The sequence below is a fragment of the Streptomyces sp. NPDC045022 genome (assembly GCF_056432605.1).
On the sequence record NZ_JBWKIR010000021.1, the window covers coordinates 135111 to 151098 of the forward strand.

General features: G+C 72.2%; 8 protein-coding genes and 3 pseudogenes. 7 read left to right on the forward strand and 4 right to left on the reverse strand.

The features are described 5' to 3' along the window. Positions 1-52: 52 nt before the first annotated feature. A pseudogene (locus AC07C1_RS30335) lies at positions 53-316 on the reverse strand (phosphatase PAP2 family protein); the annotation flags it as partial. A gap of 707 nt (positions 317-1023) precedes the next feature. Next, positions 1024-2358: a 4-aminobutyrate--2-oxoglutarate transaminase gene (gene gabT / locus AC07C1_RS30340; protein ID WP_478944124.1), complete on the reverse strand. Its 1335-nt coding sequence runs from the start codon at positions 2356-2358 to the stop codon at positions 1024-1026. A 290-nt stretch (positions 2359-2648) separates the two neighbouring features. Here gabT and AC07C1_RS30345 point away from each other — a divergent pair, with 290 nt between their 5' ends. From AC07C1_RS30345 to AC07C1_RS30355, 3 genes are all read left to right on the forward strand, one after another. Beyond that, a complete protein-coding gene (locus tag AC07C1_RS30345) occupies positions 2649-4775 on the forward strand; it encodes a type IV secretory system conjugative DNA transfer family protein (protein WP_478944125.1) in 2127 nt (708 codons plus the stop codon). Positions 4776-4893: 118 nt separating this feature from the next. Next, positions 4894-6561: a PucR family transcriptional regulator gene (locus tag AC07C1_RS30350; protein ID WP_478944127.1), complete on the forward strand. Its 1668-nt coding sequence runs from the start codon at positions 4894-4896 to the stop codon at positions 6559-6561. Positions 6562-6714: 153 nt separating this feature from the next. Further along, positions 6715-8160 carry an aldehyde dehydrogenase family protein gene (locus tag AC07C1_RS30355; RefSeq protein WP_478944129.1) on the forward strand — a complete coding sequence of 482 codons (1446 nt, stop codon included), beginning with the start codon at positions 6715-6717 and terminating at the stop codon, positions 8158-8160. A gap of 144 nt (positions 8161-8304) precedes the next feature. Here AC07C1_RS30355 and AC07C1_RS30360 read toward each other — a convergent pair. Further along, positions 8305-9366 (reverse strand): annotated as a pseudogene (locus AC07C1_RS30360) (fibronectin type III-like domain-contianing protein); the annotation flags it as partial. Between the two features lie 194 nt (positions 9367-9560). Continuing rightward, positions 9561-10575, reverse strand: a pseudogene (locus AC07C1_RS30365) (LacI family DNA-binding transcriptional regulator). 327 nt (positions 10576-10902) lie between these two features. Between AC07C1_RS30365 and AC07C1_RS30370 the strand changes: the two are divergent. The 4 genes from AC07C1_RS30370 to AC07C1_RS30385 form a co-directional block, all read left to right on the forward strand. Further along, the gene (locus AC07C1_RS30370) at positions 10903-12840 is read left to right on the forward strand and encodes an acyl-CoA dehydrogenase family protein (protein WP_478944130.1); all 1938 of its coding nucleotides are present in this window, start codon (positions 10903-10905) and stop codon (positions 12838-12840) included. A gap of 174 nt (positions 12841-13014) precedes the next feature. After that, on the forward strand, positions 13015-14286 hold the full coding sequence (gene dxr, locus AC07C1_RS30375) for a 1-deoxy-D-xylulose-5-phosphate reductoisomerase (protein ID WP_478944132.1): 1272 nt from the start codon (positions 13015-13017) through the stop codon (positions 14284-14286). 8 nt (positions 14287-14294) lie between these two features. Beyond that, entirely contained in the window at positions 14295-15587 is a 1293-nt protein-coding gene (locus AC07C1_RS30380) for a M50 family metallopeptidase (RefSeq protein WP_478944147.1), read from the forward strand. Positions 15588-15782: 195 nt separating this feature from the next. Then, on the forward strand, positions 15783-15988 hold a 206-nt coding region (locus AC07C1_RS30385), incomplete at its 3' end, for a flavodoxin-dependent (E)-4-hydroxy-3-methylbut-2-enyl-diphosphate synthase (protein ID WP_478944134.1).

The window sequence follows — 15988 nt, forward strand, 5'->3', positions numbered from 1 at the left end:
GCACCAGGGACAGGACGGCCAGCAGCACCGCGCACAGGCACCAGCTGCCCACCACGTCCAGCGGCCAGTGCCAGCCCCGGCGGACCAGGCCGTACGACACCGCGAGGACCAGGGCCGCCGAGACGGCCACCAGTGTCCGGCGGACGGTGGGCGAGCGGAGCCAGGGCAGGAGGAGCAGGGTCGCGGAGCCGTACGCGATGGCGGCCGTCGCCGTATGTCCTGACGGGAAGTAGCCGACGGCCGGGGGCACCACGGGGGTCCCCGGCCGCGCGGTCCAGTCCTTGAGCGGTACGACGACCGCCGGGAGCAACGCCATCAGAAGGGCCGCGGCGAGAGGCGGAAGCCACCACCGGTCCAGGCCGGCGCCCCGCCCCCGCCAGGCCGCGTACCCGAGGGCCGCGGCGAGCACCGGCACGGCGACCTGGATCTCACCGAGGTCGGAGAGAAGCTCGGCGAACCGGTCCGGATGGACCAGGGCCCGGCTGAGGCGGGCGTCCAGGCGCAGGAGCGGGCCATGGGCGAGGACCTGCCAGGTGATCACGGCGAAGAGGGCGGCCGGGACGCCCAGGAGCTGGGAGCGGCGGGCTGAGGTCGACACGGGCCCAGCTTCCCAGGTCCGGTCGTTCGAGGGAGCCAGGAGATCGGCCGGAAGGAGGTCGGCCGGAAGGAGGTCGGCCGGAAGGAGGTCGGCCGCCCCGGAACAGGGGGGATGGTTCCGAGGCGGCCGTCCGGATCGGAACGTCGCGCGCCCCGGGGGGTTTGGGGCGGCGACCGTCCGATCGGTGAGGAGATCCCGGCGTCAGGCGCCGGTTGTGTGCGCGAGGGCACGACCAGGTCGAAGCTGGGGAGGCCCCGGCCTGAAACCGTCCACAGTCCCCTGTGGGCGGGGTGTATCTCTCATCTCGGTAGAACCTACGGCAGGCCGAGGCGCTTGGGCAGACGGATTCGCTTCCCGTCATCCACCCCGCACACCTTCTTCACACGGCCTGCCGGAGGCGCCCTTCAGAGGTGCGGACCAGTCGCTCAGATGCGCGAGAAGGCCTGCTCGATGATGTCGAGGCCCTCGTTCAGGAGGTCCTCGCCGATGACCAGCGGAGGCAGGAAGCGCAGCACGTTGCCGTAGGTGCCACAGGTGAGGACCAGCAGGCCCTCGGCGTGGCAGGCCTTGGCGAGCGCGGCGGTGGCCTCCGGGTTCGGCTCCTTGGTGGCGCGGTCCTTGACCAGCTCGATGGCGATCATCGCGCCACGGCCACGGACGTCACCGATGATGTCGAACTTCTCGGCCATGGCGGTGAGGCGACCCTTCATGATCTCCTCGATGCGCTGTGCCTTGCCGTTGAGGTCCAGCTCCTTCATCGTCTCGATGGCACCGAGCGCACCGGCGCAGGCGACCGGGTTGCCGCCGTAGGTGCCACCGAGGCCACCGGCGTGCGCGGCGTCCATGATCTCGGCGCGACCGGTCACGGCGGCCAGCGGCAGGCCACCGGCGATGCCCTTGGCAGTGGTGATCAGGTCCGGGACGATGCCCTCGTCCTCGCAGGCAAACCACTGACCCGTACGGCAGAAGCCGGACTGGATCTCGTCGGCGACGAAGACGATGCCGTTGTCGTTGGCGAACTTCACGATCTCCGGCAGGAAGCCCTTGGCCGGCTCGATGAAGCCGCCCTCACCGAGCACCGGCTCGATGATGATCGCGGCGACGTTGTCGGGGCCGACCTGCTTGGTGATCTGGTCGATGGCCTGCTTGGCGGCCTCGGGACCGGCGTTCTCCGGACCGGTCGGCCAGCGGTAGGCGTAGGCGACCGGCACGCGGTACACCTCGGGGGCGAACGGCCCGAACCCGTGCTTGTACGGCATGTTCTTGGCGGTGAGCGCCATGGTCAGGTTGGTGCGTCCGTGGTACCCGTGGTCGAACACGACGACGGCCTGCCGCTTGGTGTACGCACGCGCGATCTTGACGGCGTTCTCGACGGCCTCGGCGCCGGAGTTGAACAGCGCGGACTTCTTGGCGTGGTCACCCGGGGTCAGCTCCGCGAGGGCCTCGGCGACCTCCACGTAGCCCTCGTACGGGGTGACCATGAAACAGGTGTGGGTGAAGTCGGCCAGCTGGGCGGAGGCCCGGCGGACGACGGCTTCGGCGGACGCGCCGACACTCGTCACCGCGATACCCGAGCCGAAGTCGATCAGCCGGTTCCCGTCGACGTCCTCGATGATCCCGCCGCCCGCGCGCGCGGTGAACACGGGCAGCACGGAGCCCACACCCTGGGCGACCACGGCGGTACGGCGGGCCTGCAGCTCCTGCGACTTCGGGCCGGGGATGGCGGTGACGACGCGGCGCTCCTGCGGAAGTGCGGTCATGGGGGCTCCCTGATGATCTTGCGTACCGGGCGGTCCCGGGCTGTTCCGGGCGGTGTGTTTTCGGACGCTTACCTATCTTTCTTCGCAGGCTAGGGCCGGGTGCGCAGGGTGGGCATGCTCCATGTGGGCGTTGTCGACGGCTCCGGTTGTCCGTGCTGGACATAGCAGCGTGACCGCCGTACGCCCGGTCGGCAGGCCCTCTCGGCCGCGTAAGCAGTGAACTCCCCTTGCCGGGGCGTTAGATTGGCTCGCTGATGGTGGACGGAACGGCTGGTCAGGGGGCAAGGCGGATGGACAGCGACGGCACCCGGGACGCACGCGGAACACACGCGAACCCAGTACCGCGCCCGGCGGCTCCCCCCGAGGGGACCGCCCTGCCGCCCATGCCCGCGGTGCCACCCGGCGCACCGCCCAAGCCGGACGGCTCGGTCTTCCTGGCATGGCTGCGGGCCCCCCGCCCGGAGGCCGGTCCCGGCGTGTGGCGCCTCGGCCACCTGCCCCGGCCCGAGCGGGAACCCGAGCAGATCCCGGCCCGGCAGCTGCTCAGCGGCGCGCTGATCGCCTTCCTCGTGGGCTGGCTGGTGTGGTCACTGCTGTGGAACGGCTACCTCGGCGGCTGGTGGGTACTGCCCCTGGAGCTGTTCACCCCCGACTCCTGGCGTCAGGGCAACGACCGGGTGGGCAACGCGATCCTCTGGTACAGCTACTACACCCTCATCGCCGTCGCCATCCTGTTCGTCGTCGGCCGCCTCGGCCGCTGGGGCGAGGTATGGCGCCGCTACGGGCCGCCCGCCTGGGCTGGGGCCCAGCCCGCGGCCGAGCGTCCGCCCGCCCCCGAGCAGGATCCCGTCGAGTTCCCCCAGCTCCGCGCGGCCGGTGCCCACGACGCCGCCGAGCGGCTCGCCGCCGAGGCGAAGGCCGGGCTGATGCGGGATGTGGACCATGCGCGGATCAACCGGGCCTGGCAGGGCGTACGGTCCGGGCGGCACTCCCTCGCCACCTTCACCGGAGCCGTACTGAAGGACGGCTCCGCCGCCTGCCTGCACCCCTCCGGCGAACGCGACCTGCCCGCCCGGCACGCCCGGCACGACCTGCTCACCGGCCAGGTCCGGCTCGGGGCGACCGCCGACGACCCCCGCAACCCCTACCACTACCGCGGTGCCGGCCTCGGCCTCGGCCCGGACCTGCTCGGCACCTCGCTGCTCGCCGTCGGCCCGGCCGGCTCCGGGAAGACCGGCGCGGTGGTACGGCCGCTCGCCGAGTCCCTGTGCCTGCACGCCCTCGCGGGCCGCGCCTCCGTCGTGGTCGTCGGCGCGGCCGGCGCCGGGCTCGGCCCGGCCGAGGCCTACGACGTCGTCGTACGCGTCGGCAACCCCGAATCCGTCTACGACCTCGACCTCTACGGCGGCACCACCGACCCCGACGAGGCCGCCGCCATACTCGCCGAGGCCCTGGTCGGCGACCTCGCCGACCCGCACCCGGGCAGCGACAGCCGCCGCTCCACCACGGTGCTCGCCCAGCTGCTCGGCCCGTTCCACGCCGTCCACGACCGTTTCCCCTGCGTATCCGAACTGCGGCAGCTCCTCGACGGCGCGCCCGGCGCACTGACCGCGCTGCGCAAGGCGCTGACGGACACCGGGCAGGAACCGCTGCTCAGGGAACTCGACGCCCGCGAGCGGCAGATGGCCCACCCGGGTGACGTCGGCACGGTGCTCGCCGACCGGATCGCGCTGCTCGACCGGCCCGCCTTCGCCACCTTCTTCGACACCTCCGGCCAGACCCGCCCGTTCTCCCTCAAGGCCCTCGACCATCCGGTCCGCGTCCGTATCGACCTGCCGCAGCGCGGCCACGCCGATGCCTCCCGGATCCTGGCCCGGCTGGTGCTCGCCCAGTTCACGGCCGCGGTGACGGCACGGGAGGACCGGTCGTTGTTCGCCTGTCTGCTGCTCGACGAGGCCTCCGGCGTCGTCACCCCGGAGGCCGTGCGCGGCATCCAGCGGCTCAGGTCCGCCGGTGCCGGTGCGGTGCTCACGCTGCGCACCCTGGACGATGTGCCCCGGCCGCTGCGCGGCCCGCTGCTCGGCGCCATCGGCTGCCGCATGGCAATGTCCGGGCTGACCCCCTGGGACGGGCAGGACTTCGCCGAGGTGTGGGGCAAGGAGTGGACCGAGACCCGGGACGTCACCGACCGGCAGATCATCGCCGAGACCCCGGCCGGCAAGGCCGTGCACATGCTGCGCCGGGTCATCACCGGACAGGCGCCGACGGCTCGGGCCGTCACCGTGCGGCAGGTCGAGCGGGAGCGGTGGTCGGCGTCCGAGTTGGCGCACGGGGTGCCGGCGGGGCATGCGGTGCTGTCGTTGACGACCGTGCAGGGGGAGCACGCGCCGCCGTTGCTGGTGGATCTTCGGGGATGAGGTGCGGGCACAGGGCCAGCGGGTGACCGTACGGTGAGGCAGAATCGGCATAGGCCGTTCATACGCGGCGGCCAAAAGATCACCGCGATCACCGGATCTCCCTCACCGTGAAGGCATCATGCCCCCGACCCTCGCCTCGCTCGTCCACCACTCCGCGCTCAAGCTGACCGTGCGCGCGGGCGAGGACCGCCTCGACGTGCCCGTCCGCTGGGCGCACGTCAGCGAGCTGGCCGACCCCGTCCCCTACATGGAGGGCGGCGAGCTGCTGCTGATCACCGCGCTCAAGCTGGACGCGGAGGATCCGGAAGCCATGCGGCGGTATGTGCGGCGGCTGGCCGGCGCGGGCGTCGTCGGGCTCGGCTTCGCCGTCGGCGTCAACTACGAGGAGATCCCCGAGGCCCTGGTGGCCGCGGCCCAGGAGGCGGGCCTGCCGCTGCTGGAGGTGCCCCGCCGCACCCCCTTCCTCGCCATCAGCAAGGCCGTGTCCGCGGCGATCGCCGCCGACCAGTACCGGTCCGTCACGGCAGGCTTCGCCGCCCAGCGCGAGCTGACCAGGCAGGCCCTCAACTCCGGCCCCGAGGGCCTGCTCACCGCGCTCGCCGGGCAGGTCGACGGCTGGGCCGCGCTGTACGACGCCTCGGGCGCCGTCGTCGCCGCCGCGCCGGAGTGGGCCGGCCGGCGTGCCGCCCGGCTCACCGCCGACGTCGAACGGCTGCGCGAGCGCCCCGCCCCGGCGTCCTCGGTCGTCGGCGGACCCGAGCACGAGGACCGGGTCGAGCTGCACTCCCTGGGCACCGGACGGCGGCCGCGGGCCGCGCTCGCCGTGGGCACGGCCGCCGCCCTCGGCACCGCCGAACGGTACGCCGTCCACTCCGCCATCGCCCTGCTCACCCTGACCACCGAACGCTCCCGCTCCCTGTACGCGGCCGAGCAGCGGATCGGTACGGCGGTGCTGCGCATGCTGCTCGCCGGGGAGCCCGACCACGCCCGGGCCGTCGCCGGGGACCTGTACGGGGCGCTGCTGGACGCGCCCTTCCGGATGATCGTCGCCGAGTCGGTGACCGGGTCGCCCGCGCGGGCGCACCTGGACACCCACGCGCGCGTGCCCGTGGTCGCCGGCAAGCCGGGCGCCACCGCCGCGCTCGCCGCCACCGGCACGGATGGTGACCCACTGGGCGGTCTGGCGGAGACCGTGGAGTCCGCCGCCGCGCGCTCCGGGGAGGCCGTGCTGGTCGTGCCCGAGGGGGAGCGGCTGGTGGTGCTCGCCGCGGACGGGGGTGCGGCGGTGGCCGCCTGCGCGGAGTACGCGGCCGCGCTGGAGGCGGCGCGGGCGGCGCCCGAGCAGGCGGGTGCGGACGAGTGCGAGATGGTCGTCGGCCTGTCCGCGCCGGCCGGCCCGATCGCCGCGGCGGCGGCCTACAAGCAGGCCGAGCAGGCGCTGTCGGTGGCGCGGCGGCGAGGGCGGGTGCTCGTGGAGCACGAGCGGCTGGCCGCCGGGTCCGTGCTGCCGTTGCTGGCCGACGACGCGGTGAAGGCGTTCGCGGACGGGTTGCTGCGGGCGCTGCACGAGCACGACGCGACGGGGCGGGGCGATCTGGTCGCCTCGCTGCGGGCGTGGCTGTCGCGGCACGGGCAGTGGGACGCGGCCGCGGCGGACCTGGGAGTGCACCGGCATACGCTGCGGTACCGGATGCGGCGGGTCGAGGAGATCCTCGGACGCTCGCTGGACGACCCGGACGTCCGAATGGAGCTCTGGCTCGCTCTGAAGGCGACCTCGACCGACTGACCGCCCAAGGGGCTCCGCCCGGTGACCCCGCCATTCCGGCGCACCCCCCACCCAGACTGCTACGGCTCGGACAAACGACCCCCGGGCACGTCCGCCCTACCGTGGACCCCGAAAGCCAAGCACACCCCCTACGCGGAAGGGCCGGGACTCGTCATGACTTCCACCCACGCCTTCTGGCTCGCCGGCCGCCAGGTCACCGGCGATGACACCTTCGACGTCACCTCCCCGTGGGACGGCCGGCTCGTCGGCAAGGTCAGCGTGCCGACCGACGCCCAGGTCGAGGAGGCCGTGGCCGCCGCGTACGCCGTGCGGGACGAGTTCGCCGCCACCCCGGCGCACGTCCGTGCCGCCGCCCTCGACCACGTCAGCAAGCGGCTGGCCGAGCGCACCGAGGAGATCGCCCAGCTGATCTCCGCCGAGAACGGCAAGCCCGTCAAGTGGGCCCGGGGCGAGGTCGGCCGTGCCGTCTCCGTGTTCCGGTTCGCGGCCGAGGAGGCCCGCCGGTTCAACGGCGGCGAGGCCCAGCGGCTCGACACGGACGCCGGCGGCCAGGGCCGGCTGGCGCTCACCCGCCGCTTCCCGAAGGGTGTCGTCCTCGGCATCGCGCCGTTCAACTTCCCGCTGAACCTGTGCGCCCACAAGGTCGCCCCGGCGATCGCCGCCGGCGCCCCGATCATCCTCAAGCCGGCCCCGGCCACCCCGCTGTCCGGCCTCATCCTCGGTGACCTGCTCGCCGAGACCGACCTGCCGGCCGGCTCCTGGTCGATCCTCCCGGTCGCCAACGACCGCATGCCCGCCCTCGTCCAGGACGAGCGCCTGCCGGTGATCTCCTTCACCGGTTCCGAGAAGGTCGGCTACGCGATCATGGACTCGGTGCCGCGCAAGCACTGCACCCTGGAGCTGGGCGGCAACGGCGCGGCCGTCGTCCTCGCCGACTTCGCCACCGACGAGGACCTGGACTGGGCCGCGACCCGCATCGCGACCTTCTCCAACTACCAGGGCGGCCAGTCCTGCATCTCCGTGCAGCGCGTGATCGCCGACGCCTCCGTCTACGACCGGCTGCTGCCGCGCATCGTCGCCGCCGTGGAGGCCCAGGTCACCGGTGACCCGTCCGACGCCAAGACCGACGTCGGCCCGCTGGTCAGCGAGGACGCCGCCAAGCGCGTCGAGTCGTGGGTGAAGGAGGCGGTCGAGGCCGGCGCCACGCTGCGCACCGGTGGTGACCGCGACGGTGCCTCCTACGCGCCGACCGTCCTCACCGACGTACCGGCCGACACCACCATCGCCTGCGAGGAGGTCTTCGGACCGGTCCTCACCGTGCAGAAGGTGGACGGCGAGGCCGAGGCGTTCGCCGCGGTCAACAGCTCCAAGTACGGCCTCCAGGCGGGCGTGTTCACGCACGACCTGCAGGTCGCCTTCCGTGCCCACCGTGCCCTGGAGGTCGGTGGCGTGGTGATCGGCGACGTTCCGTCCTACCGTGCCGACCAGATGCCGTACGGCGGCGCCAAGCAGTCCGGTGTGGGCCGCGAAGGCGTGCGGTTCGCGATGGAGGACTACACCTACGAGCGCGTGCTGGTTCTCACCGGTCTCGCGCTCTGACCTGCCACGGACAGGTCAGGCAGAACGGCCGGAGCCCACTGTGCGGGGGCTCCGGCCGTTCGTGTGTCCGCCGGGCCGTGAGGGGCCCGGCACCGCTGCCTTCCGGTGCCGGGCCCCTTCCTGGTGCCGGCCTCCTCCGGACCCTCAACCGGAGAAGCCGACGTGCGCGAGCCGCAGTGGCCCGCGCAGCCTGAGGTGGACGTCGTGCACGCCCTCGGCGGCGATGCCGGCGCTCGGTGCGGTGTAGGCGTAGGGGCCGCCGGTGGCGGTGGCGGTGGCGGTGGCGGGGGCGGTGGCGGGGGTCAGCGCGGCCAGCGCCGGGCCGCCGTCCAGGGACAGTTCCAGTACGCCCTCGCCCGCCAGTTGCGCGGTCACCTCGCGTACACCCGCCCCGAAGTCGCAGGAGCGGTAGCTCAGTTCGGCCGTTCCGCCCTGCGCCGGAGTCACCGCGTCGCCCGCCGTCTTCGTCCGGTCCACGATCGCGATGCCGGACTGCTCGTCGAAGTCGGCGCCCGCCAGGCCGCGTCGGACCACCGGACGCGGGGCGGAGGGCTCACCGTCGAGAAGGACCGTGGTGCGCAGGCGGACGTCCTCACTGGACGCGCCGACGAGAAGGTCGTACGGGCCCTGCTCCAGCCGCCACCGGCCCTGCCGCACGTCCCAGAACGCGAAGGCGCTCAGGGGCACTTCGAAGGAGACGCGGGCCGACTCGCCGGGTGTGAGTGTGATCCGGCGGTGGGCCAGGAGTTCCCGGCGCGGCCGGGCCACCGAGGGGTCCGCCGCCCGGGTGTAGAGCTGGGCCACCTCGTCGGCCGTGCGGGCGCCGGTGTTGGTGACCGTGCAGGACACGCGGACCTCCCCGTCCGCCACCAGGGCCGCGAGGCCGGCGTAGGCGAAGGACGCGTACGACAGGCCGTGGCCGAACGGGAAGAGCGGGGTGCCCTCGAAGTACAGGTGCGTCTGGCGGGTGCCTATGACGTCGTAGTCGAGCAGGTCCGGCAGGTCGGCGGCGGACTCGTACCAGGTCTGCGGGAGGCGGCCCGCGGGGGAGACGTCACCGGCCAGGACACTCGCCAGGGCCGTGCCGGCCGCCTGGCCGCCGTGCGCGGTCCAGAGGGCAGCGGGCAGCCGGGCCATGTCCACCGCGTACGGGTACGCCGACACCAGCGCCAGCACGGTGCGCGGGTTGGCGGCACGGGCCGTCCGCTCCACTCCAGCGCGCCGTCCCGCTCACGGAAGGAGCCGACGGTGGGGGAGGACTGCGCGAGACTGACCTGGGGCTGCGTGTCGGCAGACTGGTTCACGACGTGCTCCTTGACGGGGTGCGGGACAGGGACAAGGCAGGCAGAGGCGCCCCCCCGGACGCCCGGACCCCCGGGGGGCATGGGAGAAGGGGAACGTCAGGACGCGGCCGGCGCCGGTCCCGAACTCGCCCGTACCGTCAGTTCGGGCGCGAGCAGCACGACCTCGTCGCCGCCCCGCCCGTCCAGCCTGGCCACCAGGTGCTCCACGGCCTGCCGGCCCATCTCCTGGGCGGGGATGGCCACCGAGGTCAGCCGCACCGAGGCCTGGACGGCGACCTGGTCGGGGCAGATCGCGACCATGGAGACGTCCTCGGGAACGGCCCGGCCCTGCTGGCGCAGCAGCGCGAGCAGCGGCTGCACCGCCGACTCGTTCTGCACCACGAACCCGGTCGTCCCCGGGCGCTCGTCGAAGATCCGGGCCAGGGTCAGGGCCATCGCGTCGTACCCGCCCTCGCACGGCCGGTGCAGCACCCGCAGGCCCGCCTCCCGGGCCCGGGAGCGCAGTCCGTCGAGGGTGCGCTCGGCGAAACCGGTGTGCCGCTCGTAGACGGCCCGGGGCCTCGCCGATGACAGCGATGTCACGGTGGCCGAGCCCCGCCAGATGCTCCACGCACAGCGCACCCGTCGCACTCCAGTCCAGGTCCACGCAGGTCAGACCGGTGGCGTCGGCGGGCAGACCGATCAGGACGGAGGGCTGGTCGGTCTCGCGCAGCAGCGGCAGCCGCTCGTCCTCCAGTTCGACGTCCATCAGGATCATGGCGTCGGCGAGACCGCTGCCGGTGACCCGGCGCACCGCGTCGGGGCCCTCCTCGCCGGTGAGCAGCAGGATGTCGTAGCCGTGCGTGCGGGCCGTGGTGGCCACCGCGACGGCGATCTCCATCATCACCGGCACGTACATGTCGGTGCGCAGCGGGATCATCAGCGCGATGATGTTCGACCGCTTGCCGGCCAGGGCGCGGGCGCCCGCGTTCGGGTGGTAGCCGAGGTGGCGGATGCTCTGCTCGACCCGCTGCCGGGTGGTCGCGGAGATGGACCGCTTGCCGCTGAGGACATAGCTCACCGTGCTCGCCGAGACTCCGGCGTGCTGGGCGACCTCGGCAAGGGTGACCATCCAGCTCTCCAAGCTGTGTGAAGCGCTTCGACAGCGCGCGTTGCCGACCAGGGCGGGTGAGGGTGGCATCGACACTAGCTCCAGCCGGGGCAGGGTGTCCGTTAGGGCGTCGAAGCGCTTCGACAGCTTCTCCCGCCCTTCCGGCCCCGGTACCGGACACAGCACAGATGAGCAGTACACACCCTGCCCGGGCCCCGGGCGGGCTTTCGGCCGTTCGGACGCGCGAGGGGTGGTGGGGTCGGCCCGTTTCGGGTACCAACGATCCAGTAGCACGGGTCGGTAACCAACGGTCCGCAATCATCCCTCTTCGCGGCGAGGTGAGCCTCAATGTCCGCCACCACCACCCCACGCACCACCGTCACCGAGCGCGAGGCGCGTCAGGTGGCGGAGGCCGCCCGGCAGCAGGACTGGCACAAGCCCAGCTTCGCCAAGGAACTGTTCCTCGGGCGCTTCCGGCTCGACCTCATCCACCCCCACCCGCTCCCCGACGACGAGTCCGTCCGGCGCGGCGAGGAGTTCCTGGCCAAGCTGCGCGCGTTCTGCGAGACGGCCATCGACTCCGCCCGCATCGAGCGCGAGGCCCGCATCCCCGACGAGGTCGTGGCCGGACTCAAGGAGCTCGGCGCCCTCGGCATGAAGATCGACCCCAAGTACGGCGGTCTCGGCCTCACCCAGCTCTACTACAACAAGGCCCTCGCCCTGGTCGGCTCCGTGAGCCCCGCCGTCGGCGCGCTGCTCTCCGCCCACCAGTCGATCGGCGTACCGCAGCCGGTAAAGATGTTCGGCACCCAGGAGCAGAAGGACGCCTTCCTGCCCCGCTGCGCCCGCACCGACATCTCCGCCTTCCTGCTCACCGAGCCGGACGTCGGCTCCGACCCGGCCCGCCTCGCCACCACGGCGGTACCCGACGGCGAGGAATACGTCCTCGACGGGGTGAAACTGTGGACCACCAACGGGGTGGTCGCCGACCTGCTCGTGGTGATGGCGCGGGTGCCGAAGTCCGACGGCCACAAGGGCGGCATCACGGCGTTCGTTGTGGAGGCCGGCTCCGAGGGCATCACCGTCGAGAACCGCAACGCCTTCATGGGCCTGCGCGGCATCGAGAACGGCGTCACCCGTTTCCACCAGGTCCGGGTACCCGTCGCCAACCGCATCGGCCCCGAGGGCGCCGGACTGAAGATCGCCCTCACCACCCTCAACACCGGCCGGCTCTCGCTGCCCGCGATGTGCGCCGGCGCCGGCAAGTGGTGCCTGAAGATCGCCCGCGAGTGGGCGGCCGAACGCGAACAGTGGGGCAAGCCGGTCGCGCTGCACGAGGCCGTCGGCTCCAAGATCAGCTTCATCGCGGCCACCACCTTCGCCCTCGAGGCCGTCCTCGACCTGTCCTCGCAGATGGCCGACGAGGACCGCAACGACATCCGCATCGAGGCCGCCCTCGCCAAGCTCTACGGCTCCGAGATGGCCTGGCTGATGGCCGACGAACTGGTCCAGATCCGCGGTGGCCGCGGCTACGAGACGGCCGAGTCGCTGCGGGCGCGCGGCGAGCGCGGCGTCCCGGCCGAGCAGATCCTGCGCGACCTGCGCATCAACCGCATCTTCGAGGGCTCGACGGAGATCATGCACCTCCTCATCGCCCGCGAGGCGGTCGACGCCCACCTCTCCGTCGCCGGTGACCTCATCGACCCCGACAAGTCCCTGTCCGACAAGGCGAAGGCGGGCGCCAACGCGGGCGTCTTCTACGCCAAGTGGCTGCCGAAACTGATCGCCGGTCCCGGCCAGCTGCCCACCTCCTACGGCGAGTTCAAACACGGCATCGACCTCTCCGGTCATCTGCGCTACGTCGAGCGGACCGCCCGCAAGCTGGCCCGCTCCACCTTCTACGCCATGTCCCGGTGGCAGGGCCGGATGGAGACCAAGCAGGGCTTCCTCGGCCGGATCGTGGACATCGGCGCCGAACTGTTCGCCATGAGCGCGGCCTGCGTCCGCGCCGAGCGGCTGCGCGGCGAGGGCGAGCACGGCCGCGAGGCCTACCAGCTGGCCGACGCCTTCTGCCGCCAGGCCCGCATCCGGATCGAGGAACTCTTCGGCCGGCTGTGGACCAACACCGACGACCTCGACCGCAAGGTGGTCAAGGGGGTCCTCGGCGGGGCGTTCGAGTGGCTGGAGGAGGGCGTCATCGACCCGTCCGGGGACGGCCCGTGGATCGCGGACGCGACCCCGGGACCAGCCACTCGCGAGAACGCCCGCCGCCCCTTCGGGGCCTAGGCGTACGCGCGGCACGGGCCGGCCGTCCACCGGCCCGTGCCGAAGTGCCGGCACATGATCTTCACGGGTGCTCCACAGCGGGAGAAACGCTCCATCGGGCGACGAGAGCTGTGGAGACACCCGCCCGAGGGACGCACTGTCCGGACGGCCGCCGCTTGCGGCAACAATGGGGGGATGACCGACAGTCCCTCCCACCCGGCGCCCCTCGCCGATCCGCACCTCGTCCACGACCCCCTCGCCGGGGACGGCCCCAAGGACGTGGTGATACTCGGCTCCACCGGATCCATCGGCACCCAGGCCATCGACCTCGTGCAGCGCAACCCCGACCGCTTCCGGGTGACCGCCCTGTCCGCGAACGGCGGCCGGGTCGCCCTCCTCGCCGAACAGGCGCACCGGCTGCGGGTGCGGACCGTCGCGGTCGCCCGCGCGGACGCCGTACCCGCCCTGCGCGAGGCGCTCGCCGCCGAGTACGGCACCCGGGAGCCGCTGCCCGAGATCCTCGCCGGACCGGAGGCGGCCACCCAGGTCGCCGCCTCCGACTGCCACACCGTGCTCAACGGCATCACCGGGTCCATCGGCCTCGCGCCCACGCTCGCCGCCCTCGAGGCCGGTCACACCCTCGCGCTGGCCAACAAGGAGTCGCTGATCGTCGGCGGTCCGCTGGTCAAGGCGCTCGCCAAGCCCGGACAGATCATCCCGGTCGACTCCGAGCACGCCGCCCTCTTCCAGGCACTGGCCTCCGGCACCCGCGCCGACGTGCGCAAGCTCGTCGTCACCGCCTCCGGCGGCCCCTTCCGCGGCCGGTCCGAGGCCGAGCTGGCGGACGTCACCGTCGACGACGCCCTCGCCCACCCCACCTGGGCGATGGGCCCGGTGATCACGGTCAACTCTGCGACCCTGGTCAACAAGGGACTGGAAGTCATCGAGGCACACCTCCTCTACGACATTTCCTTCGACCGCATTGAGGTGGTCGTGCACCCGCAGTCGTATGTCCACTCGATGGTCGAGTTCACCGACGGTTCCACGATCGCCCAGGCGACGCCCCCCGACATGCGCGGGCCCATCGCCATCGGTCTGGGCTGGCCCGAACGCGTCCCGGACGCGGCGCCCGCCTTCGACTGGAGCAAGGTCTCCACCTGGGAGTTCTTCCCGCTGGACAACGAGGCCTTCCCCTCGGTGAACCTCGCCCGGCACGTCGGGCGGCTCGCGGGGACGGCGCCGGCGGTGTTCAATGCGGCCAACGAGGAGTGCGTCGAGGCCTTCCTGGGCGGCGCGCTGCCGTTCAACGGGATCATGGAGACCGTCACCCGGGTGGTCGAGGAGCACGGCACCCCGGTCACGGGAACCTCGCTCACCGTGCCGGACGTCCTCGAAGCGGAGACCTGGGCGCGGGCCCGGGCCCGTGAACTCACAGCCACGACGGCGACCGCGGAGGCGCGTGCATGACGACCTTGATGTTCATCCTCGGCATAGTGGTGTTCGCGGTCGGCCTGCTCGTCTCGATCGCGTGGCACGAGCTGGGGCACCTGTCCACGGCCAAGCTCTTCGGCATCCGTGTCCCGCAGTACATGGTCGGCTTCGGCCCGACCGTCTGGTCGCGGAACAAGGGCGAGACCGAGTACGGCATCAAGGCCATCCCGCTCGGCGGCTACATCCGCATGATCGGCATGTTCCCGCCCGACAAAGAAGGCCGGGTCTCCGCCCGTTCCACCTCCCCGTGGCGCGGCATGATCGAGGACGCCCGCTCGGCCGCCTTCGAGGAGCTCAAGCCGGGTGACGAGACGCGCATGTTCTACACGCGCAAGCCGTGGAAGCGGGTCATCGTCATGTTCGCGGGCCCCTTCATGAACCTGGTCCTCGCGATCGCGCTGTTCTTCACCGTGCTCATGGGCTTCGGCATCCAGCAGCAGACCACCACCGTCGCCTCCGTCTCGCCCTGCGTCATCGCCCAGAGCGAGAACCGCGACAGCTGCGCGAAGTCCGACCCGGCCTCGCCGGCCCAGGCCGCCGGCATGCACAAGCGCGACAAGATCGTCTCCTTCGACGGCCGGCCCACGAAGGACTGGAACACCCTCTCGGACCTCATCCGGGACAGCGCCGGCCGGACCGTGCCGATCGTCGTCGAGCGCGACGGCAAGCAGCTGACCCTGCACGCGAAGATCGCCACCAACCTGGTCGCCAAGAAGGACTCCAGCGGCACGTACGTCAAGGGCAAGTACGTCAGGGCCGGCTTCCTCGGCTTCAGCTCCGCCACCGGCGTGGTGAAACTGGACTTCGGCGACTCCGTGACCTGGATGACCGACCGGGTCGGCGACGCCGTCGACTCCCTCGCCGCACTGCCCGGCAAGATCCCCGCCCTGTGGGACGCGGCCTTCGGCGACGGCCCGCGGGAGCCGGACTCCCCGGTGGGCATCGTCGGCGCGGCCCGCATCACCGGCGACATCGCCAACCTGGACATCCCCGCCTCCCAGCAGCTGGCGATGTTCGTGATGCTGCTCGCCGGGTTCAACCTCTCCCTGTTCCTGTTCAACATGCTCCCGCTGCTCCCGCTCGACGGCGGGCACATCGCGGGCGCCCTGTGGGAGTCCCTGCGGCGGAACCTGGCGCGGGTCCTGCGCCGACCCGACCCCGGCCCGTTCGACGTGGCCAAGCTGATGCCGGTGGCCTATGTGGTGGCCGGGGTGTTCGTCTGCTTCACGATCTTGGTCCTAGTCGCGGATGTCGTTAACCCAGTGAAGATCGGCTAGCGACAACCCCGTGAAAATCTCCTAGTCATCCGATGTTCCAGGCGGCCCGGAACCCGTGGGGTTCCGGGCCCCTTCCATCGGGTGGGTTTGCCGGGTGGGATGTGCTGGCGCAGAGGCCCGTGCCGTAATCTCGAAGCCTGGAGCCCGCCGTTCACGGGACCGGACCTTGATCCACGACTTGGGGTTGCACAGCAGATGACTGCGATTTCTCTCGGCATGCCGTCCGTTCCGACCAAGCTCGCCGAGCGCCGGAAGAGCCGGCAGATCCAGGTCGGAAGCGTGGCGGTCGGTGGAGACGCACCCGTCTCGGTGCAGTCGATGACGACGACCCGTACGTCCGATGTCGGTGCCACCCTGCAGCAGATCGCCGAGCTGACGGCGTCCGGCTGCCAGATCGTCCG

Excerpts from the sequence above, each read along its gene's own strand:
- gabT (WP_478944124.1), bottom strand. The coding sequence starts at position 2,358 with ATGACCGCACTTCCGCAGGAGCGCCGCGTCGTCACCGCCATCCCCGGC.
- AC07C1_RS30345 (WP_478944125.1), top strand. The coding sequence starts at position 2,649 with ATGGACAGCGACGGCACCCGGGACGCACGCGGAACACACGCGAACCCA.
- AC07C1_RS30350 (WP_478944127.1), top strand. The coding sequence starts at position 4,894 with ATGCCCCCGACCCTCGCCTCGCTCGTCCACCACTCCGCGCTCAAGCTG.
- AC07C1_RS30355 (WP_478944129.1), top strand. The coding sequence starts at position 6,715 with ATGACTTCCACCCACGCCTTCTGGCTCGCCGGCCGCCAGGTCACCGGC.
- AC07C1_RS30370 (WP_478944130.1), top strand. The coding sequence starts at position 10,903 with ATGTCCGCCACCACCACCCCACGCACCACCGTCACCGAGCGCGAGGCG.
- dxr (WP_478944132.1), top strand. The coding sequence starts at position 13,015 with ATGACCGACAGTCCCTCCCACCCGGCGCCCCTCGCCGATCCGCACCTC.
- AC07C1_RS30380 (WP_478944147.1), top strand. The coding sequence starts at position 14,295 with ATGTTCATCCTCGGCATAGTGGTGTTCGCGGTCGGCCTGCTCGTCTCG.